Raw genomic sequence first — 26,889 nt, forward strand, 5'->3', positions numbered from 1 at the left:
CTACTTGCTCCCGAGCTTGTCGTTCAGCCGGTCCAGCGCCTTGCGCATGGCGCGGGTGTCTTCCTGCTGGGCTTCGATCCAGTCGCGCAGCATCTGTTGCTCATTGCGCATGTTCTTGACCAGGCCCTGAATACCGTCTGACAAACCGCTCAGCGCTGCCGCAGAACGATCGGAGCCGGAGGCAGGCTGCTGGGCGATCTTTTTCATCTGCTCCAGCAACCGCTCGATGTCGTGACCGGAAACGCCTGACGGTACAGGTTGATCGGAACCGGTATCGGTGACGGAAGACAGCCAGTTTTCCAGCTCCGTATAGAACCGGTTCTGGGCACGGCCAGCCTGCAAATCGAGAAAACCGAGGATCAGCGAGCCGGACAGACCAAGCAGCGACGAGGAAAACGCCGTACCCATGCCGGCAAGCGGCGCGGAAAGCCCGTTTTTCAGGGTTTGCAGCACATCACTGCCCTGCCCGCCCGAGCCGGCATCCAATGTCTGGATGACATTGCTGATCGAGCTGATCGTGCCGATCAGGCCCCAGAATGTGCCGAGCAGGCCGAGAAACACCAGAAGGCCGATCAGATAGCGCGATGTATCGCGCGCTTCGTCCAGCCTTGTGGCAATCGAATCGAGAATGGAGCGCAACAGCGTTGTCGACAGCCCCGTCGAGCGGCGATTGCCCAGCAGGGAGCGCATCGGCGCCAGCAATTTCGGCTCACGTCCCGACTTATCGGCAGTGCCGGATCGCTGGAAATGATTGAACCAGCGCACTTCCGAAATCAGCCCGACCACATGGGCGAAAATCAGGATGATGCCGACGGCCAATACCCCGAGAATGAGACCATTCAGGCCCGGATTGGTGTAAAATGCCTGTTCGGCCTGCCGAAACAGGATGGCCGCAATGAACCCGATGAGGATCAGAAAGATCAGCATCGTCAGAATAATGGGTGCCGGGCTTGAGAGTTTCGAGCCGTAACGGGCCGGTTCAGCGTCCGGGGCGTCCACATCCACATCCGTCATTGGCAGCACGTCTCCATTACAGGCAAGCGGTCGATCCCTTACGCAAACCAAGGGTCAAGCCTCTGAAAGGCTCGGCCCAGGCAACGTGAAGTGGACGGAGGCTAGTTCAAATTCATGTCGAATTGAAGCGAAAACCGACGCTTTTAGGAAAGCGCCGAAAAAGCGACGCCTCCTCCGAGCTGATCAAGCCTTTGGCAAGGGCCGCTTGACCACTTCCAGCAGCGCCTTCTGGATATATTCATTGCCCGCGACAATGTCGCCCCGGTCAAGACTATCGGTTCCGCCTGCCATATCGCTGACGAAGCCGCCCGCTTCGCGGATCAGCAACAGGCCAGCGGCGATATCCCAGGCATGCAGGCCCGTTTCCCAGAAACCGTCGAACCGGCCGCAGGCGACATAGGCAAGATCCAGAGCGGCTGCCCCCATGCGGCGCACGCCAGCCACTTCGCCCATCACATGGCGCAGTTCCAACAGCGCCTTGCCGTGATTGCCCTTACCCAGATGCGGCATGCCGCAACCAATCACGCAATCCGACAGCGCCTTGCGGGCGCCAACGCGAATGCGGCGATCGTTAAGAAAGGCACCGCCACCCTTTTCGGTGGTGTAAAGCTCGTCGGTAGCAGGGTTGAAGATCACGCCCGCGACGATTTCGCCATTGCGCTCCAGGGCGATGGAGACGGCAAATTGCGGAATGCCGTGCAGGAAGTTGGTGGTGCCATCCAGCGGATCGACGATCCAGCGGTGCGCGCCATCGGTCCCCTTGATCTCTTCGCCCTCCTCCCCGAGGAAACCATAGGTGGGGCGGGCCTTCAGCAGGTCTTCGCGCACCAGTTTTTCAGCCTTCATATCGGCCTGGGACACGAAATCGCCGGGGCCTTTGACCGAAACCTGCAAGTTCTGCACTTCGCCAAAATCGCGCGACAGGGATTTCCCGGCCTTGACGGCGGCCTGGACCATGACATTGAGAAGGGCTGAGCGAGCCATAGCGGTTTCCTTAGACTGAATGATGCAGCAGGCCGTCATACGCCATCACCCGGATGGAGGTCGGGCGCGGCCCTTTTAGCGGCGTGCAAAGATTGAGCGGTTCAAGACCACAAAATCTGGCGCAATTCAAGTCCCTGCGCGATTCAGGGGGCGGCTGGCGGCTGATCCGGCACATCAGTGCCGTCGCCCGGATTTTCATCCTTGTCTGCATCATTTTTGGGGACGCCATTTTGCATCTGCCCCCCGATTGGCGGCACGGAGACACCCGGAAGCCCGGTCGGATCGATGGGCGGTGGCGTCACCGGCTTTGCAGCCTTGCTGATGATGTCGCTAACCTCGTCCCTCGCCCCATTTTTGCCGGGCGTGGAGCCTTGCGCCTTCGATACCGGGCGGCCCAATCTGTGCTGGCCGGTCCGGTATTTGTTGGCCGCTTCGATTGCCTGTTTCTGCTGGCTGTCCGGCAGGCCGAGATAGAAATCCTCAAGCGCCGGATCGGCAAGGCCCGCCCGACGCGACAGCACATACCATTTCGCCGCCTCGACCGGATCGGGCCTCGTGCCGAGCGCCGCCACATAGACATGCGCCAACCGGTTCTGGGCCGCGACATTGCCGCGATTGGCAGCAATCCTCAACCATTTGAAGCCCTGTTCCAGATCCTGCGGCCCGGCAATGCCGTTGATCAACCAGATGCCAATATCAAGCTCGGCGGTATCGAAACCGGCACGCGCCGCCCGCACCAGCCATTCGCGCGCCAGTTGGCGCTTTTCCGCCGGAACGTCTGGCAGGTTGCGATAAATCTGTGCAACGGCATATTGCGCATCGGCGATGCCTTGTTCCGCCGATTGCTCGTAGAAAGGCAGCGCCAGCAGCAATCCCTTCTTGCCGGGATTTTCCGAGACCAGCAATTGCGCCCAGTTGAACTGGGCCGACGCATTGCCCGCTTCCGCTGCCCGGCGCATATAGTCATCGGCCAGCTTGCGATCCGGCGAGACATAGCGCCCTTCGATCAACATCAGCGCATATTTAAACATTGCAGCGGGATCACCACCCTTTGCAGCCTTGGCATACCAGAAGGCCGCTCCCTTCATGTCGCGCTTGACCGCCAGACCACGGGTCATCAGCTCGGCAAGCAATGTCTGCGCGGCGGGGTCGCCCTTTTCGGCGAGCGGCAGGGCGTAATCGAAGGCCGTGGCAAACAGCCCGCGCTGGAACGCACCATAGGCAAGATCGACCTTGCCGGTATAGGGCTTTTCCGGCGGAAGATCCGGTAGCGGAATGCCCATGCGCTCCATCAGCGTAATGCCGCCAGCCGGTCCCGCATCCTTAATACCCGGCCGCTGTACCTTGCCAGCGTCCTCACCCGAGACCGGACCGGAAAGCCCGCTCGGCCTGACAAAACCATTTGTCTCGTCAGAGCCAGAGGTCTTTTCGGGAGCCGTTTTAACGTCAGGAACGACCGGCGCCTCGATTTCGCTCCCCGGCTTTGGGCCTCGCTTTTGCTCCCCAGTCTTTTCCGATGGCGTCTCAGGGGCGGTCTGATTGCCCGCCTCACCTGATTTGCCTTCACCCGTCTTCACGTCAGGCTCAGCCGCCGGGGGCGAGGATGCAGCAGGCGGAACCTGCGCATAAGCACCGATGTCCATGACCGTCGGACATGCCAGCGCCAAAACCAGGCTGGCACAGACGGACCGTCCAGACAGCAACCGGAATTTGGCCAAACGGGTTAGGGCAAGACGGGGCAAGGCAAGGATCATTGAGGCGTTCAATCCTCAAACCGTGGCGCTTTTTCGTCAAGCAAAGCATTTACCTGAGCAACCACGGTGGCGGCTGCCTCTGGATCGTCAAATACCGCCCTGGAGAGGGCCGCAAATTCGGCGCCGGTTTCAGCGACGGCAAGGGCCGATTGCGGATCTGCGCCGCCCATGACGATGCAGGGGATTTCCACCATCGACGACCACCATTCACCCAAGGCCAGGTTTTTCGAATGCGCTTCCGGCTTGATATCGCCGTCCAGCTTGCCGAAAAACATGTAGTCGGGGTCGGCATCGCCAGCCTCCAGCGCATGGTGCCGGTCGCGGGCAGCACCGGAGCCGACAATCATCTTCGGGGTGAATTTTTCCACCGCCTCGGCCAGCGCCTCGACATCGCCGCTGATATGCAGGCCATCGGCCTTGGCGCGACCGGCAACCCGGCTATTGTCGGCGATAATGGCAGCGGCACCCGCCGCCTGCACCAATGGCACGACCGCTTCGGCCTGGGCCTGGAACGTGTCGTCATCGAAATCATATTGCGGGATGATCACCGAGGCGACATCGCCACCCTTCAAGGCATTGCCGACAGTCGTGGCAAGCATCTGCACATCGGCAATCTGCGGCGTGATAAGAACGAGCCGGCAGCGGCGTTGGAACTTGGGCGACTTTGACGACTTGGACATGGCGATTTCCGTCTTCTTCATGGCAAGAGCAAGGGAGGCGATCCGGGCCAAAGCGCCCTGCACCCTTTATATAGGGCATATAAGGTGCTGTAGCACGTCATGCCTGCGGCATGATTTTCTCTTTAAACCGATTGTGATTTAAAGAATGATGCTGAAGCCTCTGTTGCTCTCGTTTTTGTTGGCACTCTCTCTGCGGCGAAAGGATCTCGCCATGTTTGCAGGAAGTCGATAGACCGGACTGACGAAAGGATCAACACCAACTGTCAGAGACAGCCGCCGCCTTCTGGGGAAGATACCCATCCCTAAGGATACCAGCACCCCCAATACACCATCGCGGAAATTCAAACATTCATGCTGCCAGATCTCTCATTCCTGCTTGCCGCTATTCCCGCCGTCGTGCTGGTCGGCCTGTCCAAGGGCGGCCTGGGCGGCGCTTTCAGTCTGCTCGGCGTGCCGATCCTGGCGCTCGTCGTGCCGCCGATGACGGCTGCGGCGATTTTCCTGCCGATCCTGCTGGTCATGGATCTGGTCGCGCTGCACGCCTGGCGCCACCATGGCGACTGGCGCACGTTTTTCCTGCTTCTGCCCGGCGCCATCGCCGGGATCGCCTTTGGCTGGGCGACATCGGCGCTGATCCCCGCCGATGCCATGCGGCTCGTGCTGGGTGCCATTACGGTGGTGTTTGCCGGGCGCTATTTCCAGCGACGATTGCGCGGCGAAGGCCATGATGCAAGACCGGCAAAGCCGCAGCGCGCTGTGGCCGCCACGGGTTGGGGCACGCTGGCCGGTTATGGCAGCTTTGTCGCGCATGCTGGCGGCCCACCGTTTGAAATCTATGCCCTGCCGTTAAAGCTCGATCCAAAGACCTATACCGGCACCAGCGTGCGATTTTTTGCCTGTCTCAATGCCATCAAGGTCATTCCTTATATGGCGCTTGGCCAGCTGGATCTCAGCAATTTCACCTTGTCTCTCAGCCTGCTGCCGGTGGCGCTGCTGTCCACCATGGCCGGAGCCATGGTGGTGCGGCGCATGAAGGCGCAGACCTTCTATCCGCTGATCTATGCCATGACGCTGATCGCCGGATTGAAACTGTTTTGGGACGGTTTGTTTTTCCTGTAATAGGGTGAGCCTTTGAAGATGGGACATCCTATTGCTTTTGCAAGCATCTCGAGACTTGGGATTAGACATTTGCGACAGAAGGCGATTGCAAAATTGACGACAATCAAAATCCCGATAAAATTGCATTTTCGCATCGCACAATTGCGCTTGCCGGATGGCAGGATGTATCATAGCTTGCGCATATGACGACAATCGATCCATTCTCGGCTATTGCCGATCCCAACCGACGCCATTTGCTGGAAGAGTTGCGCCGCGCACCCCGCACGGTGAACGATCTGGCCAAGGGCCTGCCGATCAGCCGGCCGGCCGTCTCACAACATTTGAAGGCGCTGCTGGATTGCAACCTGGTGACAGTCGCCACCCAGGGCACCAAGCGGATCTATTCGGTCAACAATTCCGGCTTCAACCGGCTGAACCTGTGGCTGGACCAGTTCTGGAACTGACGGTGGGACTATTTCTCGCACAGACCGGCATGGCAATATCGTCATGGCAGGCGCGAATATTTCGTTGCAGACAGCGCCTCTGAGCATTCCACATCCGTTTTAGCACCGCGCGTTTTATAAGCCGTACGGTGCGATTCCAGTCCCCAAAACAGCGCAGGGAAAAGGCCCCGAAGGCAATCGGCGCTTCGGAGCCTGGATTCGGTCAAGAGCGGCAATGTTTGGCGCTCCTGGATCATGGAAAGAGTATCAAGACAGCGGCGGTAACGCTGGATCACCGTGCGTTTTGTAAAACGCACAAGTAAATGAGACAAATAATCCGCCACTTGGCGATGCAAAAGGCCTGTTGTTGGCTGTATGAAATCCTTAAATCGGGCCCGATTTAAGGGGGTATCATCCAGTCTTTAATGTCGTGTCGACTTCAGGCGCTCCATTTCATCCTTGAGGCGCAATTTGAGGCGCTTGAGTTCCAGAATTTCCTTGTCGTCGGTCGAGGGAGAGGAAAGGGCGGCATGTAATTTCTCCTCCAAAACTCCATGCTTCTTGGCAAGCGATTCAATATGAGCCTGAATGGTCATTTGATTCTATCCTTCCTTTTCAACCTCCAGCATCCATCGCTGGAGCTTCTTGGTTTGCGACAGCAGTGTGACACGATCGTTGGCCGATGTCTAAGGCGAAAACCTGAATTTATGAGGGCAATTTCATGTTGGCACAGGTGATACTTCCCATATCGGGTCGCCTCCATGCGTTAGGCCTCTCTAAACGCAAGGAAAATTGATCGGTTAAAAGACGCAGCCAATGCCGATGAAATTATGCGAAAGGGCTAACTTCCCGTTACCGACGTTTGGTGATAGGAGCTTGCGCCATTCCACCATGCATCAGAAATAGATGCAGCCAGCGACAAGATGGGGACAGACGGATGCCGGATCAGGACGACGCGGATACAAGGCTTCAACTCGCACGCCTTCGTCAGGAACACGAGGATTATGATGCTGCGATCAACGCCATGGTTCAGGTTGGTTGTGACGCCTTGCGGGTCCAGCGGATGAAGAAGAAAAAGCTTGCCATCAAGGACAGGCTGACCAAACTGGAAGACCAACTCATTCCCGATATCATTGCCTGAGAAAAGGGTGCCGCCGATGCAGGATGAAAGACCGCCCGTCGCCATCATCATGGGAAGCCAGTCCGACTGGGAAACCATGAAAAACGCTGCCGACACTCTGGACGCGCTTGGCGTCAGCTACGAGGCGCGAATCGTCTCGGCCCATCGCACCCCCGACCGCATGGTCGCCTTTTCCAAGGGCGCTCGCGACGAAGGCTTCCAGGTGATTATCGCCGGAGCTGGCGGGGCTGCCCACCTGCCCGGCATGGTCGCCTCGATGACAGCGCTTCCGGTTTTCGGCGTGCCGGTCCAATCAAAAACCATGTCCGGTCTCGACAGTCTCTATTCCATCGTGCAGATGCCGGCTGGTATTCCAGTCGGAACGCTCGCCATCGGCCGGGCTGGCGCCGTCAATGCCGCCCTGCTCGCAGCCAGAGTTCTGGCCTTGCAGGATACCGATCTCGCCGACCGGCTGGATGACTGGACAGACAACCAGACTGCCGCCGTTGCCGACTATCCCACCGATGAAGCTCCCTGAGGCTTATAAACTGTACGGATCACACGCGTGAAGACCATTGGAATTATCGGCGGTGGCCAGCTTGGCCGCATGCTTGCCATGGCCGCAGCAAGGCTGGGGTTGAAGACCATCGTGCTGGAACCGCAGGCCGACTGTCCGGCCGCCCAGGTTGCCAACCGGCAGATCACCGCCGATTACGCCGACGAGGCAGCCCTTGCCGAACTGGCCGCCAGTTGCGACGTGGTCACCTATGAATTTGAAAACGTGCCAGTCACTGCTGCCGAAGCTCTGGCGCGCAGCGTGCCGGTCTATCCCCCAGCCAAGGCACTCGCCGTCTCCCAGGACCGGGTGAGCGAAAAGCGCTTCCTCAACGGCAAAGGAATTGCCACCGCCCCGTTCCGCACCGTCGACAGCCAGGCGGACCTGGAGCAGGCATTGGCCGAATTCGGTGGCGAAGGCGTGCTGAAAACCCGGCGCTTCGGCTATGACGGCAAGGGCCAGCGGGTCTATCGCAAGGGGGACGAGGCCAGCGGCGGCTATCAGGCGCTTGGCGCCGTGCCGCTGATTCTCGAAGGCTTCGTGCCGTTTGCGCGGGAAATCTCGATCATCGCCGCCCGTTCGACATCAGGCGAAATCGCCTGCTACGATCCGGCTGAAAATATTCACCGCGACGGCATTCTGCACACCTCCACCGTGCCTGCGTCGATTTCGCCGCAGACCGCTGCTGCGGCCAAAAGTGCGGCGGAAAAGCTGCTGAGCGGCCTCGACTATGTCGGCGTGGTGGGTCTCGAACTGTTCCTGATGGCCGATGGCAGCCTGATCGCCAATGAAATGGCCCCGCGGGTCCACAATTCCGGTCACTGGACGGAAGCGGCCTGCGTGATCTCGCAATTCGAACAGCATATCCGCGCCGTCGCCGGCTTGCCGCTGGGCAATCCGGCCCGACACGGCGATTGCGTCATGACCAACCTGATCGGCGACGACATTGAGGCTGTTCCAGATTGGCTGGCGAAACCCGGTGTCCTCGTCCATCTCTATGGCAAGGCCGAAGCGCGGCCCGGCCGCAAAATGGGACATGTCACCGAGGTCAGGAACCGGGAATAACCTGCCATCAACGGGCAAAATGCCCGGTTTTCCGGTTGACATGCCGGGTTAAGCCGGGGTATGTGCCACCAACCCTGAAACAGCGCGCCCTGCGGTGCGTTTTTCGTCGATATACATCCCGGTGGAACCATATGGTTCCCTGGCAACCATGCGGATCTAAAAATGAAGATCAAGAATTCGCTGAAAGCGCTTAAGGCACGTCACCGCGACAACCGTCTGGTTCGCCGCAAGGGCCGCGTTTACATCATCAACAAGCAGAACCCGCGTTTCAAGGCCCGTCAGGGCTGATCGAAACCTCTCCTGCGGGAGAGCGGCATCACCTCGCTGTGATGCCTGGACTTCGGTCAATCGCAGAATTCGGTTTGAAACAGAGCGCATGCACGGTAGATTACCTGCATGCGCTCTGTTCGTTTGTTCACTCACCTGATTCTCACGGCCTGTATTCTGGTTGCCAGCGCCCTCGCCGGGCCCGCCGGCAAGACGTTTGCGCAGGACATCACTTTTGCGCAGGACGGGCCAGACGCGGCACCCAGCCAGCCTATGCCGCCTGCCCTGCCCTTCACGCCGGACCTTCTACCTGAGCCGAACCATCCTGAGACGGGTGAGCCGAGAGCGGACAAGGATGGCCAGCCGCCATTATCTCCACAGCAAGACCCATCTCCGCAGCAGGGCGAGGTTGAACGCCTGGAAGACCGCAGCGACACAGCAGCGCTGTCTGGCAAGCCTGCGGACGAATTGCTGACCCAGTTGAAACGCGAACGCCAGCCAGAAGTAGCCAAGGCGATCGCCGCTGCCGTGATGGCGGATTGGTCGAATTCCGGTAGCCCAACCGTCAATCTGCTGATGCAATGGGCCGACAAGGCCATCAAGGACAAGAAGAACGCCGCAGCGCTGGACTTCCTCGATCAGGCGATCGTGTTGGAGCCCGATTATGCCAATGGCTGGGGTCACCGTGCCAGCCTGCATTATAGCCAGGGCAATTACCGCAAGGCGATTTCCGACCTTAATCACGTCTTGGCCATCGAGCCGCGCCATTTCGGCGCGCTGGAAATGCTCGCCAATATTCTGGCCGAGACCGGTAGCGATCAAAAGGCGCTGGAAGCCTGGCAGCGCTACCTCGCCATCTACCCCGCCGACCGCGCCGCCCAGAAGACCGTGACCGAGCTTTCCGAGAAACTGGCAGGCGCCCGGACGTAATCATGACCCATTGCGGATGCTTAATCCCAATTTTGCGGCAATTGACCGGTGGCTTCGAGAAATCTGAAGACTATCTTACCTTTTACGTTCCCCGCGCCCGGTGCCTTGTTATGCGGATGAGAGAGGCCGTCGCTGATTAAATTTTCTGCGTCATTTTATCGGATCGCTAATCCGCTTTACGCAATGACGCAGCAGGAACCCATATGTCATGCCTGCAATTCTGATCCTTGCCATCATTATTACACCTTTGGTTGTATCCTGGGTGTTTTCCACATTCAAAATAAGACAGATCACGGAAGATAATCCGAATATTGGCACGCTCGTCCCGATAAGAGACACCCACCTCAACCTTCTGCATATTCCGGCCTCTGAACACGCGGATCTGCCACCGCTGCTGTTCATTCATGGCGCCAGTGGCAATCTGCGCGATCAGGCCGAGGCCTTTCGCCCGGCACTTGAGGGCCGCGCGGATCTGATCTTCGTGGATCGACCGGGCCATGGATATTCGCCGCGTGGCGGACCCGAAAACGACACGCCCGATGGCCAGGCCAACACCATTGCCGAGGCCATGGACGCCCTTGGCCTATCGCGGGCCATTATCGTCGGCCATTCCTTTGGCGGTGCCATTGCAGCAAGCTTTGCTGTTCTCCATCCAGAAAAGACAGCGGGTTTGCTTTTCCTGGCCCCTGCCACCCATCCATGGCCCGGCGGTGTTGACTGGCATTATCATCTGACGGCAACACCAATCATCGGCGCCCTCTTTGCCCGCACTCTTGCGCCCCTGGCTGGACTTGCCAAAATGGATGGAGCGATCCAGGCAGTCTTTGCTCCCAATCGACGCCCGGATGCTTATATCGCCCGAACCGCCCCTACCTTGGTTCTGCGGCCCAGCACCTTTCGTCACAATGCCATCGACGTTTGCGGCCTGCACACCTATGTCACCCGCATGGCACCTCGATACAGCGAAATACGGGCGCCTACCGTGATCGTCACCGGCGACAGTGATGCCATCGTTCTTGCCGATATTCACTCCACCGGTCTTGCCCGCGACATTGCAGGTGCCGATCTTGTCTGGGTACGACATCTGGGCCACAAACCGGACTATTGCGCCACAGACCTGGCCGTTGCCGCCATTGAAAAAATAGCTGGCCAAAACCGCAATCTTCCATCTTTGGCCCGGAAAATCGGTGACGCTCTTGAAATGTCAACAAACTGATAAAATAGACAGCTACTTAAGAGCTCGATAACCACCGACACTGGCTATCTACAACCAAGGGGATTGTGTTCTTGACATCACAATCGAATTGGCGCAAAACTATAGGCATAGTAACAAAGCAATTTAGAACTGCAATATTATCAAAGACGAATTTATAGTCTATTTATATTTCCGAGTCATTAAATAATTTATAAGTAATAAAGTCGCCTCTCCCAAGGCGGCTTTATTATTTTGCGATATTGATATTACAAGACGAAATTTCAAAATTACTAATATTAGGAAACCCTACATTATTTCACGAATCGAATGAAATTTCACAATGGAATGGTGCAGTAGGCTCAAACCATGACGGCATCAGCCCTGGATTTTAGAAAGCTCAGAACGCGTCATCTGCTGCTGTTCCCATCGGACTTTACCCAGACCGAATCGCAGGTCTCAGCCCGCCAAATCGGCCCTCTGGCAGCACCACGTGACGAAAAACGCCGCCCGTCATCCCTGACAAGCGGCGCTAGAATTTCTCGGATATATGGACGGTCAGAAAGGCCACTGAAGGTGACCTCTCACATTCTCTTTTCAAATACCTCTACGGCATAGGGCCTTCAAGGCGAGAATGCATCAGCATCTGCGCCTTGCAGGCCTTAGCAATGTCAAACGCCGGACAGGCCATCCGGACCGATATAGGCGATGCGCAGCATATTGGTGGCACCTGGCGTTCCCAATGGCACACCAGCGGAAATGATCACCCGGTCGCCCGGCTTGCCAAACTCTTCCGACACCACGATGCGGCAGGCCCTGTTGACCATGTCATCCAGATCGGTTGGCTCCTCCGAAACGACACAATGCAGGCCCCAGACCAGCGACAGGCGGCGGGCCGTCTGAACCACCGGCGACAGCGCCAGGATCGGCACTTCAGGACGCTCACGCGAAGCCCGAAGCCCGGTATTGCCTGACGACGTGTAACAGACGATGGCCGTCAGCTTCAGCGTCTCGGCAATCTGGCGGGCGGCCAGCGAAATCGCGTCGGCACCGGTTGCTTCCGGCTGCGGGCGCTGGGCATAGATAATGCCGGGATAGTGTGGCTCGCGCTCGATGGTGCGGGCAATCGACGCCATGGTCGAGACCGCTTCGACCGGATACTGGCCGGAAGCGGATTCAGCCGACAGCATGATGGCATCGGCGCCTTCGAACACGGCTGTCGCCACGTCGGAAACTTCGGCACGGGTCGGAACCGGAGCCGTGATCATCGATTCCAGCATCTGGGTGGCCACGACCACCGGCTTGCCTTCACGGCGGCAGGCGCGAATCAATTGCTTCTGGATGCCGGGAACGGCCTCCAGCGGCATTTCCACGCCGAGATCGCCGCGCGCCACCATCAGGGCGTCGGACAGTTCGATAATCTCGTCGATCCGTTCCAGCGCTTGCGGCTTTTCGATTTTGGACATCAGCCCGACCCGACCGCGGGCGATCTTGCGTACTTCAGCCAGATCCTCGGGACGCTGGATGAAGGACAGCGCGACCCAGTCAACGTCATTGGTGGCCAGAACCGCATCCAGATCGGCGCGGTCCTTGTCGGTCAGCACGCCGGTGGCAAGGATCGTATCGGGCAGGCTGACGCCCTTGCGGTCGGAAATCTTGGTGCCGGACACCACGCTACAGACAATGGTCTTGCCGTCGCATTTTTCGGCACGCAGATGCAGCTTGCCATCATCGATCAGCAGGCGATGGCCAACCTTGACGGCCTCCAGGATTTCCGGATGCGGCAGATAGACCCGGTTTTCATCGCCAGGAGCCTCGTTGCTGTCGAGGGTGAATGTCTGGCCGGGCTTCAATTCCACCGAGGTATTGGCAAATTTGCCGACCCGCAGCTTGGGGCCTTGCAAATCGGCGAGAATGCCGATCGGGCGCCCGCAAGCAGCTTCGACATTGCGGATGCGCTGGATCAGCGTGCGCATCACATCGTGGCTGGCATGGCTCATGTTAATACGGAAAAGATCGGCGCCAGCCTCATGCAGCTTGCGGATCATGGCTTCATCTTGCGAAGCCGGTCCAAGCGTTGCTAGAATTTTGACTTTGCGGTTACGCTTCATTGCTTCTGGCCTTCCTGCGTGCCGGGCGTGTCGGACAACTGAACCATCCAGCTCCCCTGGCGGCCCGTGTCATATTCCTTGAAACCCATTTGCTGGTAACCGCGCTTGAAACAATCTCCGACACCAACGATCTTGAACTCGTTTTCCGCCACGCACATGTTGACATTGCCGGTCCAGCGGCCACCACGGGCGGCATCCTCTGCATAGAGATAATAGTAGCGCGATTTCAGCTCGCCTTCGATCAGCGTCGCGCAGGTCGAAGCGGGTACCTGCCACCAGCCTTCGCTGATCCAGCCTTCCGCCGCCCGGTAGCCAATGGCCACGCCGACAAGATTGGCCGAACCATTGCAAACGCGAAAATCCGCCTGCGCGGGTGCGGCATAAGCAATCGGTGAAAATACAATGGTCAAAAACAGGCCGAGACGTGCAAGACGCCCGGAACCTGTAACGGAAGAGAGTGTGTTGGAATGAGGCACGGCTTCCGACGGAACTCCATTTTTCTGTGTTGCCTTCTTGCGACTATGGACCAAGAAAGTCAACGCAGCTCTAATCGATTGTAATCCCCACGCGAATGATGAGGGGTGAGTTTGACTGAATGGTGACGCGGCCCGTCCCTTTGCGGATCAGATGCTTCTTTCCCACAGGCTTGAACCGCACTCGTTATCACACGAACGATCATAAGGCGTTAAGCGGCATGAAGTATCCCTTTTAAATCAGCCTGCTGCATAATTCCTTAAATCCAACCCGATTTAAGGAATTATGCAGCAAATTTGAAGTGCGGCGGCATTTTTTATGCGTTTGACCAAACCCATAAATCTCCAGGCTTGAAAAACCGGTGATAATCCTGTTTCTGCGCGGCAGCCGGTCCAAATTCGACCCAAAGGATCCTTAGAATAAGAGGAAATCTCCTAGAATAATCGGTGAAGGATGCTTCACACGCATCCCCCATAATAGACAATCCCATCACATAAATGTGTCAGCCATGAATGACTTCAAACCCTATGAGACGATAGCAGGCGACAACAGCCTGGGCCTCGTGCTGCTTGCCGACCACGCCATGAACCGGCTGCCTGCCGCCTATGGCACGCTTGGCCTGCCAGATAGCGCTTATCTGCGCCATATCGCCTATGATATTGGCGTGGAAAGCCTGACCCGGCAATTGGCGGCGCGGCTCGGCGTGCCGGCGGCGATGTCCTGTTTTTCCCGGCTGCTGATCGACCCAAACCGGGGCGAGGACGACCCGACGCTGGTCATGAAAATTTCCGATGGCGCGATCATTCCGGGCAACCACCCGATCACCACGGAAGAATGGCAGCATCGGGTGGAAAATTTCCATCGGCCTTACCACCGCGCTGTTGAACAGTTGCTGGCCGATGTTGCCTCGGCGAGTGGCAAGGCACCGCTGGTGCTCTCGCTGCATTCCTATACGCCCGCCTGGAAGGGCGTGGCCCGCCCCTGGCATGCCGCCGTGCTCTGGGATAGCGATGAGCGCGCCGTGCGACCGCTGATCGACGCCCTCAGCCTGCCAGGCGACATTCTCGTCGGTGACAATGAACCCTATGACGGCGCCTTGAAGGGCGATACACTCTACCGTCATTGCATGGTGTCAGGCATGCCCCATGCGCTGCTTGAAGTGCGCCAGGACCGGATTGGCGACGAAGCCGGCATCACCGCCTGGGCAGACCGGCTGGAGCCGATTTTCGCCGCATTGAACCGCGAGCCTGCCCTGCACGAATGGCGGCAATTTCCATCCCGCACCGGGCCCTACCCGGCCCTGGATAAATGATCGGACAAAAGATGAGCGAACTGACCACGGAACAGCAAACCGAACTGGAAGCAGCGGCCTTTCGGCGTCTTCTGGCGCATTTGCGTGAACGCAGCGATGTGCAGAATATAGACCTGATGAATCTGGCCGGGTTCTGCCGCAATTGCCTCGCCAATTGGTATCAGGACGCAGCCGACTCCAAGGGGGTCGAGATGACCCGCGACGAGGCGCGCCATCATGTCTATGCAATGCCCTATGAACAATGGAAATTGCGGCATCAGAAACAGGCGAGCGAGGCCCAAAAGGCGGATTTCGAAGCCTCACGCCCGCAGGACTAGCTTCGGGAATGGCACCGGGCACGGATAATTTTGCCGCCCCCTCCCTGAGACTTCATGGGGATATGAAGATATTATCCAATCTGGACAAGGTTTTACCCGATATTCCGCTGACCCATCCGCCAAGGGCCGGGCTTTGCGCCATGCAAAAGAACTTGACGTGGCGCGGAGTTCACGGCACGTCACCCCCACTCAAATGACCATCCCCAGCAAGGAGATCCCCATGTCTGATGCTCATGGCGTCGCCCGTGACCAACTTCGCGCTTTTGTCGAGCGCATCGAACGCCTTGAAGAAGAAAAGAAGACCATCGCCGACGATATCAAGGACGTCTATGGCGAAGCCAAGGGCATGGGCTTCGACACCAAGATCTTGAAAAAGGTCATCGCGCTGCGCAAGAAAGATGAGCAGGAACGCATGGAGGAAGACCTGATCCTCGACACCTATCTTCATGCGCTGGGCATGATCGAAAACCCGCCGGAAGGCTAAAACACCGGATCGAAAGTTAAGAACCGGCCTTCGGAAACCTCCGATCCGCAAACAAAACTGAGAGCATCGTGCTGATTCCTGTTTCTACACGATGCTCTATCCACTCAAGCCAATTCCAACTCTTGCAATCTGGTCATGTCTTGATTGTCGGGCGTGAAAAAGGCCTGCCGATCCTGCTTTGTTGATCGCATCACTTCTCGCATGAAGCCCGATAGCGCCTGGTTTTTGCGGGTATGAAGCGCCTTCATGGCAATTTCGACATCTGAAAGCGGATCGAGACGCTTACCGGCAACCTCGATCAGACTTTGCAGGCCACCCATGGCAACCTGACTTTCGGCAAGGGCTGTCACGCCAAGACCCGCGGCGACGGCAGCGCGCAAATGGCTGTAGCTTTGCCCTTCATAAGCAATCCTGAAAGGGACACCTGCCGATTCCAGCCGTTGAATGACATGGTGACGATAGACGCATCCCTCACGAAACGGCACGAGAGGCAGGGGCTCACGCTGGCGCAAGCGAAAGCCCGGTCCCGCCGCCCATAGCAATAACTCACGACTTAACGTCTTGTGAGCGTTGCTCACCTCCCCCTGCTGCGTCCTGATCAATGTCTTGACAATGGCAACATCGAGTTCGCGTTGCTCAAGCCGCTTCTCAAGCCTTGTGGAAAAATCGGAAATCACCGTCACGTTGCAGTCAGGATGCAGCGCCTTGAAGCGACCAATCAATTCCAGCAGCCAGTTCATGTCAATGTCATCCATGACACCGACCCTGATCGTTCCCTTCAGACCCGGACGCTCCAGACACATCCAGGCATCCTCAAGAACTGCCAGAATTTTAATGGCAAAAGGAAGCAGCTTTTCACCCGCTTCTGTTGGTCCTTCGAAATGCCCACGGCATCGATGAAACAGCTTTTCACCTAGAATATCTTCCGCAGCGCGAATTTGACGGGTAACGGCGGTCTGCGTCCGTGACTGATCTTTCGCCGCATTGGTGAAACTGCCGTGCTCACAAACCGAGACAAATGCCCTGATCTGGTCAAGCGTCAATAACCGCAGACTTTGCTTCATAATGCCTCGCGCGCATTTTCTACCACGATAATTCATTTTGAATCCGATGCAACACATAATAGAACTTCAGGGCAGCGCAGAATAACGCAAAGCATTGAAATAAAATATCATTTTTGCTTCCATCAAGAGGAAAGACCAGAGTATGGTGATGACGTTTCCATCTCACCATACGTCCAGATTGTCCGGTTTTTCCATTGATAGCGGACCGGATGATCCCGCTAGGACCAGGCACGGTGCTCCAAGTGCGTTTGCTCTGTCACACAGCCATCGGGCCGTGTTTTCCCATCGCCCTTTTCAGATCGAGCAAATTTCATGTTACAGGTCGTTATTCCCGTTTTTCTTGTCATTCTGGTTGGTTATGGTTTTGGAAGGAAGCATCAGTTTGCTGCTGAAGCCGAAAAGCTGATCAATGAATATGTTCTGTATATTGCCCTGCCAGCCTTGCTCTTTCTGGCGGTGGCGCGGGCCAACCCGGCGGATCTCGCGCAGTGGCCGTTCATGGCGGCCACTTTGACCGGAATTGCTGCGGCCTACCTTGCCGGTCTGTTTCTGGCCAGAGTGAAAGGGGTTTCGGCACCGCAATCCTCTATCGTCGGCATGGCCGCTTGTTATGGGACAACGTGATATATGGGCATTCCCATCCTGATTGCCGCCTTCGGTCCCAACGCCGCTGTTCCTGCCGCCATTGCAACAATATTGCATAACATTCCAGCGATCATGGCCGTGATCATCACCCATGATCTCACCGGCCAAAAACAGTCCAGCCCCTTGGCCAGCGCCGGACGCGCCTTGGCGACGACCTTGAAAAATCCGCTGACGATGGCCGTTTTAGCCGGAGCGCTTTTTTGCCTGCTGAGAATTCCACTGCCGACCATGCTCACCTCTTTCGCAGGCTTTCTGGCGGCGGCAGCCGGACCAACAGCGCTTTTTGCCCTTGGTCTCGGCCTTGCCAGAATTCCTTTTTCAGCAGCACGGCTCTCCGCCATGGCTGGTTGGATTGCACCGGTCGTCCTGATAAAGATCGTGATACAGCCGCTGGTAACGCTCGGTATGATCGCGATCGCCTTCAAGGCGGATATCGATATCTGGTATGCGACGGCTGTTGTGATGGCAGCACAGCCCATTGGCGCTGGAGCCTATGTTTTTGGCAGGAAATACGGCTATTTCAGTGAAGAAACATCCCTGGCGATTATCGTGTCGCTGCTGATAACGGTCTTGACCCTGACGCTCGTTTTACAGTTCTTTGCCGCATCCATGCCAGGTTAAAAACCAGCACCCATGTTTACAGCGCCGTGCGCCATATATGGCGCACGGCGCTATAACTCTCTATATCTGCTACATAATTTTCTCTTTAAACCGATTCCGGTTTAAAGAATTATGCAGTAGGTCCGATGCCATAGAGCCCTCGTTACCCTCTTTGAGGGCCTGAACATCATCTCCCTCTTGCAAAACCTACGACGGGAAATGCGGGAACCATCCAAGCCCTACCTGCAGATATGAAAAAACCCGCGGTTACGCGGGTTTTTTATGACCAGATATGTAGCCCTGCCCGAAGACGAAGGCTCGGTATACTTACCGAACCGCGCCGAAGCGGCCTGGATCGATGGCCTGGGCCCCGGGAGTAAAGCCGGTCTGCGATGCCTCGACCGGTGCCGTGATGGCCTGGGTCACGACACGACCGCCACGGCCGGCTTTATTGGGGACGGAATTTTCCGAGGGCTCGATCCGGTTCTTGTTCATCGCCCATTGCGAAATCATCGTGCGTGTCAACTCAGTCCCGCCGGTCAGGCCACGGCTGGCCGCATCCGCTTCACTCGGTCCAGGGCGTCCGCCCTTGACGGGAAGCGAAGCTTCACCGGCACGGCTTGCCGATTTGGGCTGGTCAAAAACATCGCCAAACTGACCCGCACTCGGCTTGGCGCGGGAGGGTTGCGCAAGCGAGGCCACCTGTTGCTGCTGTGCCTTAGCTTGAGCTGGCGGCTGGGTCACGCCCTGAGCCGGAAGTGGTCCCTGCGTGAGAACGGCGACGGCTTTCGGCTGCACTGCCGGGGCCGCTACAGGCTGAGGTCTCTCGACGGGAGCCGCAGGCCGAACTTCGGCAACGGTGGGAGCAACAGAAGGCGTTGGCCGGTCACGCGGGATCACCACGGTCTTCAGCGGCGCGCCATCCTGGCTCTGTTGCAGCGCCTCGGCGGCTGCCGGAGAAAGCATGGCTTCTTCGACCGTGGACGGCTCGTCGCTCATCTGTGGACGCTGTTGCGGCAGAGTTGCCGCCATGGCATCGGCAAGCGCCGGACGGCCAGCTGGCACCGGAATATGCTGGGCAATAGGGTTACTATCATCAGGCGATCCAAGCGACGCGGTCATCACAGGCTCGGCGTCACCCTTCATACCACGTGGCCCGAGCAGGGTCGGCACGGGGACCTTGTAGGCGGCCAGATCTTCATAGCCGTTTTGCTGCGCGGAAGCGTCACCCGACGGATTGCCCGCGACTTTCTGCAGAGCATCCTCGGCAGCATTGCGCCCGCCAGGAGAATAAAGCGCCACAGCCAGACTATCGTCACCCTGGCGCAGGGAGGGACGCGATTGCGGAACGGGAGCCGCGATATCAGGCGCTGCGGAGGCCACAGCCACAGGCATCGGACTGGTCGGCGTTGGATTGGTCAGCTCGGCAGGCCTTGGCGTAGCGGCAGGAGCCGATGCCCGCACCGGTGCGGCTGGGGCTGAATCTTCGTCGCCCTCGTCCTCATCACCGCTGCCAAACAGCATGGCCATCAGATTTCGCGGCCTGCCGCGCGGCGAAGATTTATTATCCGCCATCAATATTTGTTCAGACCCCAGGCGTTTCTTATATTCCTCCATCGCTACCTGGTAGCCGGGAAGCGGCTTGCCATCGGCGGGAATATGCAGGGTCTTGCCATCAGGGAACATGCGCACCAGTTCGCTGCGCGGAACGCGCGGCCAGGAGCGGACGCCCGCCACATCCATATGCACGAAAGGCGAGCCGGAATTGGGATAATAGCCCACGCCGCCCGCCTGGAATTTCATGCCGATATCGCGCAGGTTTTTCAGCGGCACGCCAGGGATGAAGAAATCCATGGCAGTGCCATTCATGTGCTGGCTTTCCTTGGCAACGCCGGAAGAGCGCGAACGCAACATGGCATTGGTGGCCGGTGAGCGATAACCGGAAACGACATAGATATAACCGCTGGCGCCCGCCTTTTGATAGACCGACCAGACGAGGTCGAACAGGCGCGGGTCCATCTTGGTCGCTTCGTTGCGACGCCAATCGCGCACAATATTATTGAGCTGCTGCAAGCCCTTGGGATCATAGCGGCCATTGCGCTTGAAGGTGATTTCCTGCTTCTCGCCGGTATGGACAAAGAGAATTTTCAGCGAGCGCGTTTCCGCAGCAGCAGAACCGGTCGTAGCATAGAGGGCGGAAAAGGCGATCGTCATCAGGACCAGAGCCGTCAGAAACAGCTTGGATATGTTCGCCCAAATCATGGCCGAGCGGTCAAGCCGCCCTGGCCCTGAGGGCGATACAAATGCACCAGATATCCGCAAAATCCGTCCCCGTCAGAAAAGTCACATCGCTCGCTTATCACATGACTGTGAAATACGGTATCCACATGGCAATTTTGCCACATCGTTCAAATTGATTCATATATGGTGAACCAATTCATAACAACCCATTGACAACCAGTAATCAATCATCCTTACCCGGGGGTTAACAACTATCGAACCGGCAGGCGTTTCTGCGGAACGCACGATATTGTCATCCCGCACTGCCCAACGCGAAATTCGGCGTCCTTATAGCCCAAAATGACAACGCCGCCCACCCTGTCAGGTGCGCGGCGTGTTCAAATCTTCAGCCGGGCGCTGAAACAAACCCGGATATCAGCTTTTTCAGGCGGCGTGCTTCTGCGGATTATCCGGGTCGATCCCATAATCCTTCAGCTTGCGATAGAGAGTCGAGCGACCGATTCCCAGCTTGCGTGCCACCTGGCTCATCTGGCCCCGGTAGAATTTCAGCGCGAAACGAATCAGTTCTTCCTCGATCTCAGCCAATTGCCGGACATTGCCGCTCTCGTCGATGCTGATGATGACATTGTCCAACGCCACCGGACGTGGGTCCTCGGCGCGGGGGGCCGGGAGCCGATCGATAAAGGCCAGTTCCGGCCGGTCTGCGCCGCGCGGCGCCACCTGTTCCGGCTGGCTTTCAGCCGTGCCCGGTACGCCAGACCAGAATTTGTCCTGCGCCAAACCGCCTGGGATCTGCGCCAGGATCTGCGGGAAATCGCTTTCCGTCAGATCCGTGCCTTCGGCAAGAATCACCGCCCGGTAGATGGCATTTTCCAGCTGGCGGATATTGCCGGGCCAATCGAAGGCCGTCAGCAGTGCAAGCGCACCGGCACCCAGCGACAGGGTACGGGTCAAACGCTGTTCCGCCGAAAACCGCTCGGTAAAGGCGCGCGCCAGGAAGGGAATGTCCTCCTTGCGGCGGCGCAGAGCCGGAATGGTGATGGGGAAGACGTTGAGGCGGTAATAAAGGTCCTCGCGGAACCGGCCAGCCTTGACCTCTTCAATCAGATCCTTGTTGGTGGCCGAGATCAGCCGCACATTGACCTTCTGGGTCTGGCGGGCGCCGATAACCTCGATTTCACCTTCTTGCACAGCCCGAAGCAGCTTGACCTGGGTATCGAGCGGCAATTCGCCGATCTCGTCGAGGAACAGCGTGCCGCCGTCGGCCTCGGCGAACTTGCCAATATGGCGCTCGGTCGCACCGGGGAAAGATCCCTTTTCATGGCCGAACAGAATGCTTTCCACCATATTGGCGGGAATGGCAGCGCAATTGACCGTGACAAACGGCCGCGAGGCGCGGTCGCTGCCCGACTGGATGGCCCGGGCGACCATTTCCTTGCCAACGCCCGATTCGCCTTCCAGCACGACAGGGATATTCGACTGGGCCGCACGGCGCGACAGATCGATGACCCGGGTCATGGCCGGGCTTGCCGAAATAATATCGGAAAAATGCACTGCCCCGGTGCGCGAACGGCGTGCAGGCCGCGTCTTGGCATCGCGCTGATCGACGCGCAGCGCATTGCCGATCGCCGATGCGATCCGCTCCGGCGAGACCGGCTTGACGACGAAATCGAAGGCGCCAGCCCGCATGGCCTGCACCACGGTATCGATGCCGCCCTGACCGGTCTGGACGATGACAGGCACTTCCGCCTCCTGACCACCAATGGCGACCAGGAAATCGAGGCCGGATACGCCCGGCATCATCAAATCCAGCAGGATGACGGAAATCTCCGCCTTGTGCTGACGGAAATAGGCAAGGCCTGCCTCTCCGTCCTCGGCCAGATGGGCAACATGCCCCTGGCTTTCGACAGCGGCCTTCAACAACCGGCGTTGAACCGGATCGTCATCGACAACGAGAATATGAGCGGTCAATTTTAGCTCCCCGAGTCCTTATGGCGTCTGGCGCCGGTTGAAACAATGGACCATGTCCGTAAGCGGCAGAATCAAAAACGCGATCCTGTTCCAAATTCGGCCTTTCCGAATTCGGCCTTTCCGAACCCGGCCACAAACCCTGAAAATGCTGCGCATTTCAGGTTCCCTCCGCAAGCAAAGGCTGTAACCGTCGTCCTTGTCCCGCAAAATGCCATGGAGTTTTGAAAAACAGGTTCCAACATTTGCTAGGATTTTATCTATAGCCCGCCAAACTGTCCGCTTCGATACAATGCCTTAAAAAAAAGACTGCAAAAAGCCATGGAATCCCGGCCTTCGACACAGTCCAATTCCTCCGTGCCGCGATTTTGTCAAATATCGGCACAGACGTCTTTTACCTAAAATGCCAGATCGACGGGTAGAATGGCAAGCGCTGAAATGCACAGACATCTGCCATATGCTGTTGTCGGGTGCCTTTGCCATGCTATGACTGGGGATATCTCATGCCAAACGCATCGGACCGGCGCCTGTTCCATTTTGGTGACGGCACGGCCCGAAAGACCTCAAGGGTGCCATCATGCCTTTCAGCCCCGTTAACCAAACCCGCCTTCCGGCAGCCGAATCCGCAAGCGTATCAGCGCTAAGCCAAGGCCTCGGCACGCTGCCCGAATGGCAGCTCACCGATCTTTATCCAGCCCCCTCGTCGGATCTGTTCAAGGCCGACCTCGCCAAGGCCAGTGAGATGAGCCTGGCCTTCGAGACCAAATGGAAGGGACGGCTGGAAGATGCCGCCACCAAGGATGCAGATCAGGGATTGGGTGCTGCGCTGAAGGAATTCGAAGACCTCGAAGACCTGCTCGGCAAGATCGGCTCCTATGCCGGACTTTATTATTATAGCGAGATGACCAAGCCGGAAAACGGCAAGTTCTTCGGCGACGTGCAGGCCAGGCTGACGGAGCTTGCAGCCCACCTCCTGTTTTTCACGCTGGAGCTGAACCGGCTGGACGATGCAGTGATTGATGCCGCCATTGCCCGTGACCCGGCCACCGCCCATTACAAGCCCTGGCTGATTGATCTCAGGCAAGACAAGCCCTACCAGCTGGATGACAAGCTCGAGCAATTGTTCCTGGAAAAATCCCAGACCGGTTCGGCAGCCTTCAATCGGCTGTTCGACGAGACCCTGGCAAGCCTGCGCTTTGAGATCGACGGCGAACAGCTGACGCTGGAGCCGGTTCTGACCATGTTGCAGGAGGCCGATCCAGCGGTGCGTGAAAAGGCGGCCATGGCGCTGTCCAAGACCTTCAAGGACAATATCCGGATTTTCGTGCTGGTCACCAATACGCTCGCCAAGGACAAGGAAATTTCCGATCGTTGGCGCGGCTTTGCCGACATTGCCGATAGCCGCCATCTGTCCAACCGGGTCGAACGTCCGGTGGTCGATGCGCTGGCGGCTGCCGTGCGCGATGCCTATCCGCGCCTGTCGCACCGCTATTACAAGATGAAAGCCAATTGGCTGGGTATGGAGCAGATGAATTTCTGGGACCGCAACGCCCCCCTGCCCGACAGCATCGACCGGATCATTCCCTGGGACGAAGCCCGCCAGACCGTGCTGTCGGCCTATGGCGGCTTTGCGCCTGAAATGGCGCAGATTGCCGGTCGCTTCTTTGATGGCGGCTGGATCGATGCGCCCGCCCGCCCCGGCAAGGCGCCGGGCGCCTTTGCCCATCCGACCGTGCCGTCTGCCCATCCCTATGTCCTGGTCAACTATCTCGGCAAGCCGCGCGACGTGATGACGCTGGCCCATGAGCTGGGCCACGGCGTGCATCAGGTTCTCGCAGGCGAACAGGGTGCGCTGATGTGCCAGACGCCGCTGACGCTGGCCGAGACCGCCTCGGTATTCGGCGAAATGCTGACCTTCCGGGCGCTTCTGGAAAAGGCCACGGATGCGCGTGAGCGCAAGGCCATGCTGGCCCAGAAGGTCGAGGACATGATCAACACGGTCGTCCGCCAGATTGCTTTCTACGAATTCGAGCGCAAGCTGCACACCGCCCGCAAGGAGGGCGAGCTGACGGCGGAAAAGATTGGCGAACTGTGGCTATCGGTGCAGGAAGAGAGCCTTGGACCGGCCATCAAGGTGTCCGAGGGTTATGAGACCTGGTGGGCCTATATTCCCCATTTCATCCATTCGCCCTTCTATGTCTATGCCTATGCCTTTGGCGATTGCCTGGTCAATTCGCTCTATGCGGTCTACCAGAATGCCGAACAGGGCTTCCAGCAGAAATATTTCGACCTCTTGAAGGCGGGCGGCAGCAAGCATCATTCCGAGCTTCTCGCGCCGTTCGGTCTGGATGCCACCGATCCGTCCTTCTGGGCCAAGGGCCTGTCGATGATCGAAGGGCTGATCGACGAGCTGGAAGCGCTTGACGCCAAAGCCTGAACGGACAGATCGAGCCACGATGGCGAAATCCGAACCGTTTCAACCGTCGATCCTGTTTCGGAATGACAAAAGCGGTGAAACGCTGGTGTTTACCGATCCCGTGGACATCGTCGTCGCTCGGCGGGGCGACGACGTTCTGCCAGCGCTTGCCCAGCTGGAACGCGCCCGCAAGGCGGGCTACTGGCTGGCGGGAGCGCTGGCCTATGAAGCGGGCTTTGTGTTCGAAGACAAGCTGAGGCCGCTGATCCCTGATGGGCGGGACGTACCGCTCCTCCAGTTTGGCATTTTCAACGCGGCAGCCGACGCAGCTCATCCCCTGGGAAACCCACCTCACCCCGAAAGCAACACTCACCTGCTGGGAAGCCCGGTTGCAGCCTGGGATTTCGAAACCTATCGGCAGAAGTTTGAGACCCTGCATCGGCATCTCAGGCAGGGCGATTGCTACCAGGCCAATCTGACCATGCCCATCGAGGCGGCCTATCGGGGCAACCCTCGCGACGTCTTCTGGTCGCTGATCGCCCGTCAGCCGGTCTCATACGGTGCGCTGGTGGACCTCGGCGGTCCGGCCATCGTCTCGCGCTCGCCGGAACTGTTCTTCAAGGTGGATGGCGAAGGGTTTATCGAGACCCATCCGATGAAGGGCACGGCGGCTCGCGGTTCTGATGATGCCGAGGACGAGGCGATCAAGGCGGCAATGCTGACGGACGAAAAGACCCAGGCCGAAAACCGGATGATCGTCGATCTGCTGCGCAACGACATCTCCCGGATCATCGAACCTGACAGCCTGACCGTGCCAAAACTGTTCGACATCGAGACCTATCCGACGCTGCACCAGCTGGTCAGCCATGTGCGCGGCAGGCTTTTGCCTGGAATGGGCCTTGGCGATATTCTCGAAGCGCTTTTTCCCTGTGGCTCGATTACCGGCGCACCGAAGCTGGCCGCCATGCAGATCCTGCACCGGCTAGAGCAAGGACCGCGCGATATTTATTGCGGCGCCATCGGTTTTTGCGATCCGGCAGGCCCGATGCGGTTTTCCGTTGCCATCCGAACCCTGACTTTATTTGATCAACCGGTCGTTTCGGACCATTTCCATGAACAACAGGGGCTTTTCAAAAGCCGCCGGGCGGTTTTCAATGTCGGTGGCGGGATTGTTTTTGATTCGAAGCCTGAACAGGAATATCAGGAATGTCTGCTCAAGGCGCGCTTTGCGGTAGGTGATCAATGGATTTCACGCTGATTGAAACGCTCCGCTGGGAGCCAGGCCAGGGCTTCATCAGGCTCGACCAGCATTTGCGGCGCCTCTCGCGCTCCGCCGATGCGCTGGGCTTTCGCCAGCCGATCAAGCCCGAGGCGGCATTAAAAGAAGTGGTGAGTGGCGATAGCCCACTTCGGGTGCGGCTTGCCATGAATTTTCGCGGCAAGCTGGAAGCAGCGGCAGTTCCCTTCGATCCCATCGGCGAAAACACCATCTGGCGTCTTCGTATTGCGCAAAAGACCCGGCTGAATTCAGAGGACACTCTCTATCGCCACAAGACCTCGCGGCGTGATCCCTATGAGGCTGCCCGCGCCGAGTTTTCCACCGAAGAAGCAGACGAGGTTCTGCTACTGAACGAGCGTGGCGAAATCTGTGAGGGAACGTTCACCAGTGTCTTCGTGCAGGGGCTGGATGGCATGCTGATCACCCCGCCGCTGACCAGCGGGCTCATTCCCGGCATCCTGCGCGCCGAACTGATCCGGGACCGCAAGGCCCGCGCCGATCTGCTGAAACCGGAAAGCCTGAATGGACGAGCGATCTTCGTCGGCAACAGCCTGCGTGGCCTGATCCGCGCCGAGCTGGTAGAAGAACAGCACAAGGCTGTCGCTTAATCCTCATAAACTAAAAAAACAACAGCAACAACATGATCGACCGCCTCATCGAATGGATGATCCTGGTGGTTTTTACGATTTTAATTTTATAATCTAAAATTGAATTGTAAATTTTACTTTGAAAATAAATTCATAATTATTGCAAATAGCATAAGTGAAATTTCTTAAATTGTCATATTAAGAGAATTGATAGATAAAAATACGTATTGATTATTTTAAATAGGTAAATCAATATGAAAAACAATATTTATTACCATAAAATAGGAA

25 protein-coding genes and 1 pseudogene are annotated in these 26,889 nt (G+C 57.7%); 16 read left to right on the forward strand and 10 right to left on the reverse strand.

All coding sequences use genetic code 11. The annotated features are described in order from the left end of the window. The 4 genes and pseudogenes from G6L01_RS12890 to G6L01_RS12905 form a co-directional block, all read right to left on the reverse strand. Entirely contained in the window at window positions 1-1,014 is a 1,014-nt protein-coding gene (locus G6L01_RS12890; RefSeq protein ID WP_070166731.1) for a flagellar motor protein MotA, read from the reverse strand. Window positions 1,015-1,197: 183 nt separating this feature from the next. After that, window positions 1,198-1,998, reverse strand: a complete 801-nt coding sequence (locus G6L01_RS12895; RefSeq protein WP_071206546.1) for an inositol monophosphatase family protein — start codon at window positions 1,996-1,998, stop codon at window positions 1,198-1,200. 413 nt (window positions 1,999-2,411) lie between these two features. Then, window positions 2,412-3,467 (reverse strand): annotated as a pseudogene (locus G6L01_RS12900) (tetratricopeptide repeat protein); the annotation flags it as partial. Between the two features lie 293 nt (window positions 3,468-3,760). After that, window positions 3,761-4,453, reverse strand: coding sequence for a thiamine phosphate synthase (locus tag G6L01_RS12905; RefSeq protein ID WP_174089265.1), 693 nt, complete (start codon window positions 4,451-4,453; stop codon window positions 3,761-3,763). A 330-nt stretch (window positions 4,454-4,783) separates the two neighbouring features. On the opposite strand from G6L01_RS12905, the gene G6L01_RS12910 reads away from it, so the two are divergent. Beyond that, entirely contained in the window at window positions 4,784-5,551 is a 768-nt protein-coding gene (locus G6L01_RS12910; RefSeq protein WP_070166735.1) for a sulfite exporter TauE/SafE family protein, read from the forward strand. A 182-nt stretch (window positions 5,552-5,733) separates the two neighbouring features. Continuing rightward, entirely contained in the window at window positions 5,734-5,994 is a 261-nt protein-coding gene (locus G6L01_RS12915) for an ArsR/SmtB family transcription factor (RefSeq protein WP_060718245.1), read from the forward strand. 401 nt (window positions 5,995-6,395) lie between these two features. On the opposite strand, the gene G6L01_RS12920 is transcribed toward G6L01_RS12915, so the two are convergent. After that, window positions 6,396-6,569 carry a YdcH family protein gene (locus tag G6L01_RS12920; RefSeq protein ID WP_015917059.1) on the reverse strand — a complete coding sequence of 58 codons (174 nt, stop codon included), beginning with the start codon at window positions 6,567-6,569 and terminating at the stop codon, window positions 6,396-6,398. Window positions 6,570-6,910: 341 nt separating this feature from the next. Between G6L01_RS12920 and G6L01_RS12925 the strand changes: the two genes are divergently transcribed. The 6 genes from G6L01_RS12925 (at window position 6,911) to G6L01_RS12950 (ending at window position 11,127) form a co-directional block, all read left to right on the forward strand. Further along, complete coding sequence (locus tag G6L01_RS12925) at window positions 6,911-7,114, forward strand: YdcH family protein (protein ID WP_070166740.1); 204 nt, start codon at window positions 6,911-6,913, stop codon at window positions 7,112-7,114. 16 nt (window positions 7,115-7,130) lie between these two features. Next, window positions 7,131-7,631 carry a 5-(carboxyamino)imidazole ribonucleotide mutase gene (purE, locus tag G6L01_RS12930; RefSeq protein ID WP_070166742.1) on the forward strand — a complete coding sequence of 167 codons (501 nt, stop codon included), beginning with the start codon at window positions 7,131-7,133 and terminating at the stop codon, window positions 7,629-7,631. A 27-nt stretch (window positions 7,632-7,658) separates the two neighbouring features. Next, on the forward strand, window positions 7,659-8,714 hold the full coding sequence (locus G6L01_RS12935) for a 5-(carboxyamino)imidazole ribonucleotide synthase (RefSeq protein ID WP_081344185.1): 1,056 nt from the start codon (window positions 7,659-7,661) through the stop codon (window positions 8,712-8,714). A gap of 162 nt (window positions 8,715-8,876) precedes the next feature. Next, window positions 8,877-9,002, forward strand: coding sequence for a type B 50S ribosomal protein L36 (gene ykgO, locus G6L01_RS12940; RefSeq protein WP_003497670.1), 126 nt, complete (start codon window positions 8,877-8,879; stop codon window positions 9,000-9,002). 108 nt (window positions 9,003-9,110) lie between these two features. After that, window positions 9,111-9,911, forward strand: a complete 801-nt coding sequence (locus G6L01_RS12945; RefSeq protein WP_234892006.1) for a tetratricopeptide repeat protein — start codon at window positions 9,111-9,113, stop codon at window positions 9,909-9,911. Between the two features lie 208 nt (window positions 9,912-10,119). Continuing rightward, window positions 10,120-11,127, forward strand: coding sequence for an alpha/beta fold hydrolase (locus G6L01_RS12950; protein WP_070166744.1), 1,008 nt, complete (start codon window positions 10,120-10,122; stop codon window positions 11,125-11,127). A gap of 647 nt (window positions 11,128-11,774) precedes the next feature. On the opposite strand, the gene pyk is transcribed toward G6L01_RS12950, so the two are convergent. Further along, window positions 11,775-13,214 carry a pyruvate kinase gene (gene pyk / locus G6L01_RS12955; protein WP_070166746.1) on the reverse strand — a complete coding sequence of 480 codons (1,440 nt, stop codon included), beginning with the start codon at window positions 13,212-13,214 and terminating at the stop codon, window positions 11,775-11,777. Continuing rightward, a complete protein-coding gene (locus G6L01_RS12960; protein ID WP_041697052.1) occupies window positions 13,211-13,690 on the reverse strand; it encodes a DUF1036 domain-containing protein in 480 nt (159 codons plus the stop codon). Before G6L01_RS12960 ends, pyk begins: the two co-directional genes overlap by 4 nt. Before the next feature lie 506 nt (window positions 13,691-14,196). On the opposite strand from G6L01_RS12960, the gene G6L01_RS12965 reads away from it, so the two are divergent. The 3 genes from G6L01_RS12965 to G6L01_RS12975 all read left to right on the forward strand — a co-directional run bounded on the left by G6L01_RS12965 (window position 14,197) and on the right by G6L01_RS12975 (window position 15,801). Continuing rightward, a complete protein-coding gene (locus G6L01_RS12965; RefSeq protein ID WP_156584166.1) occupies window positions 14,197-15,000 on the forward strand; it encodes an N-formylglutamate amidohydrolase in 804 nt (267 codons plus the stop codon). Window positions 15,001-15,011: 11 nt separating this feature from the next. Continuing rightward, on the forward strand, window positions 15,012-15,317 hold the full coding sequence (locus G6L01_RS12970; protein WP_070166994.1) for a DUF1244 domain-containing protein: 306 nt from the start codon (window positions 15,012-15,014) through the stop codon (window positions 15,315-15,317). A gap of 220 nt (window positions 15,318-15,537) precedes the next feature. After that, window positions 15,538-15,801 carry a DUF2312 domain-containing protein gene (locus tag G6L01_RS12975; protein ID WP_015917069.1) on the forward strand — a complete coding sequence of 88 codons (264 nt, stop codon included), beginning with the start codon at window positions 15,538-15,540 and terminating at the stop codon, window positions 15,799-15,801. 104 nt (window positions 15,802-15,905) lie between these two features. Here G6L01_RS12975 and G6L01_RS12980 read toward each other — a convergent pair whose 3' ends face one another. Beyond that, the gene (locus G6L01_RS12980) at window positions 15,906-16,865 is read right to left on the reverse strand and encodes a LysR substrate-binding domain-containing protein (protein ID WP_070166750.1); all 960 of its coding nucleotides are present in this window, start codon (window positions 16,863-16,865) and stop codon (window positions 15,906-15,908) included. A 312-nt stretch (window positions 16,866-17,177) separates the two neighbouring features. Here G6L01_RS12980 and G6L01_RS12985 point away from each other — a divergent pair, with 312 nt between their 5' ends. Both G6L01_RS12985 and G6L01_RS12990 read left to right on the forward strand, forming a co-directional pair. Continuing rightward, on the forward strand, window positions 17,178-17,489 hold the full coding sequence (locus G6L01_RS12985; RefSeq protein ID WP_197432349.1) for an AEC family transporter: 312 nt from the start codon (window positions 17,178-17,180) through the stop codon (window positions 17,487-17,489). A gap of 3 nt (window positions 17,490-17,492) precedes the next feature. After that, entirely contained in the window at window positions 17,493-18,131 is a 639-nt protein-coding gene (locus tag G6L01_RS12990) for an AEC family transporter (RefSeq protein ID WP_197432348.1), read from the forward strand. A gap of 306 nt (window positions 18,132-18,437) precedes the next feature. Here G6L01_RS12990 and G6L01_RS12995 read toward each other — a convergent pair whose 3' ends face one another. Together G6L01_RS12995 and G6L01_RS13000 are read right to left on the reverse strand one after the other, a co-directional pair. Then, window positions 18,438-20,372, reverse strand: a complete 1,935-nt coding sequence (locus tag G6L01_RS12995; RefSeq protein WP_081356538.1) for a peptidoglycan L,D-endopeptidase MepK — start codon at window positions 20,370-20,372, stop codon at window positions 18,438-18,440. 402 nt (window positions 20,373-20,774) lie between these two features. Next, window positions 20,775-22,322, reverse strand: a complete 1,548-nt coding sequence (locus G6L01_RS13000) for a sigma-54-dependent transcriptional regulator (protein ID WP_070166752.1) — start codon at window positions 22,320-22,322, stop codon at window positions 20,775-20,777. Window positions 22,323-22,896: 574 nt separating this feature from the next. Here G6L01_RS13000 and G6L01_RS13005 point away from each other — a divergent pair. Genes G6L01_RS13005 through G6L01_RS13015 form a run of 3 tightly spaced genes read left to right on the forward strand, consistent with a single transcriptional unit; the run spans window position 22,897 to window position 26,622 of the window. Further along, window positions 22,897-24,756 (forward strand): M3 family oligoendopeptidase, encoded by a 1,860-nt coding sequence (locus tag G6L01_RS13005; protein WP_070166755.1) that lies wholly within the window; start codon window positions 22,897-22,899, stop codon window positions 24,754-24,756. A 19-nt stretch (window positions 24,757-24,775) separates the two neighbouring features. Next, on the forward strand, window positions 24,776-25,993 hold the full coding sequence (locus tag G6L01_RS13010; RefSeq protein ID WP_070166757.1) for an aminodeoxychorismate synthase component I: 1,218 nt from the start codon (window positions 24,776-24,778) through the stop codon (window positions 25,991-25,993). Beyond that, window positions 25,978-26,622, forward strand: coding sequence for an aminotransferase class IV family protein (locus G6L01_RS13015; protein ID WP_070166758.1), 645 nt, complete (start codon window positions 25,978-25,980; stop codon window positions 26,620-26,622). Before G6L01_RS13010 ends, G6L01_RS13015 begins: the two co-directional genes overlap by 16 nt. Window positions 26,623-26,889 lie beyond the last annotated feature (267 nt).

Origin of the sequence: Agrobacterium vitis (genome assembly GCF_013337045.2) — a bacterium.
Taxonomy (GTDB): Bacteria; Pseudomonadota; Alphaproteobacteria; order Rhizobiales; family Rhizobiaceae; genus Allorhizobium; species Allorhizobium vitis_B.

Coding starts and splice junctions, on each gene's coding strand:
- G6L01_RS12890 (WP_070166731.1), bottom strand. CDS start 1,014: ATGACGGATGTGGATGTGGACGCCCCGGACGCTGAACCGGCCCGTTAC.
- G6L01_RS12895 (WP_071206546.1), bottom strand. CDS start 1,998: ATGGCTCGCTCAGCCCTTCTCAATGTCATGGTCCAGGCCGCCGTCAAG.
- G6L01_RS12905 (WP_174089265.1), bottom strand. CDS start 4,453: ATGAAGAAGACGGAAATCGCCATGTCCAAGTCGTCAAAGTCGCCCAAG.
- G6L01_RS12910 (WP_070166735.1), top strand. CDS start 4,784: ATGCTGCCAGATCTCTCATTCCTGCTTGCCGCTATTCCCGCCGTCGTG.
- G6L01_RS12915 (WP_060718245.1), top strand. CDS start 5,734: ATGACGACAATCGATCCATTCTCGGCTATTGCCGATCCCAACCGACGC.
- G6L01_RS12920 (WP_015917059.1), bottom strand. CDS start 6,569: ATGACCATTCAGGCTCATATTGAATCGCTTGCCAAGAAGCATGGAGTT.
- G6L01_RS12925 (WP_070166740.1), top strand. CDS start 6,911: ATGCCGGATCAGGACGACGCGGATACAAGGCTTCAACTCGCACGCCTT.
- purE (WP_070166742.1), top strand. CDS start 7,131: ATGCAGGATGAAAGACCGCCCGTCGCCATCATCATGGGAAGCCAGTCC.
- ykgO (WP_003497670.1), top strand. CDS start 8,877: ATGAAGATCAAGAATTCGCTGAAAGCGCTTAAGGCACGTCACCGCGAC.
- G6L01_RS12945 (WP_234892006.1), top strand. CDS start 9,111: ATGCGCTCTGTTCGTTTGTTCACTCACCTGATTCTCACGGCCTGTATT.
- G6L01_RS12950 (WP_070166744.1), top strand. CDS start 10,120: ATGCCTGCAATTCTGATCCTTGCCATCATTATTACACCTTTGGTTGTA.
- pyk (WP_070166746.1), bottom strand. CDS start 13,214: ATGAAGCGTAACCGCAAAGTCAAAATTCTAGCAACGCTTGGACCGGCT.
- G6L01_RS12965 (WP_156584166.1), top strand. CDS start 14,197: ATGAATGACTTCAAACCCTATGAGACGATAGCAGGCGACAACAGCCTG.
- G6L01_RS12970 (WP_070166994.1), top strand. CDS start 15,012: ATGAGCGAACTGACCACGGAACAGCAAACCGAACTGGAAGCAGCGGCC.
- G6L01_RS12975 (WP_015917069.1), top strand. CDS start 15,538: ATGTCTGATGCTCATGGCGTCGCCCGTGACCAACTTCGCGCTTTTGTC.
- G6L01_RS12980 (WP_070166750.1), bottom strand. CDS start 16,865: ATGAAGCAAAGTCTGCGGTTATTGACGCTTGACCAGATCAGGGCATTT.
- G6L01_RS12985 (WP_197432349.1), top strand. CDS start 17,178: ATGTTACAGGTCGTTATTCCCGTTTTTCTTGTCATTCTGGTTGGTTAT.
- G6L01_RS12990 (WP_197432348.1), top strand. CDS start 17,493: ATGGGCATTCCCATCCTGATTGCCGCCTTCGGTCCCAACGCCGCTGTT.
- G6L01_RS12995 (WP_081356538.1), bottom strand. CDS start 20,372: ATGATTTGGGCGAACATATCCAAGCTGTTTCTGACGGCTCTGGTCCTG.
- G6L01_RS13005 (WP_070166755.1), top strand. CDS start 22,897: ATGCCTTTCAGCCCCGTTAACCAAACCCGCCTTCCGGCAGCCGAATCC.
- G6L01_RS13010 (WP_070166757.1), top strand. CDS start 24,776: ATGGCGAAATCCGAACCGTTTCAACCGTCGATCCTGTTTCGGAATGAC.
- G6L01_RS13015 (WP_070166758.1), top strand. CDS start 25,978: ATGGATTTCACGCTGATTGAAACGCTCCGCTGGGAGCCAGGCCAGGGC.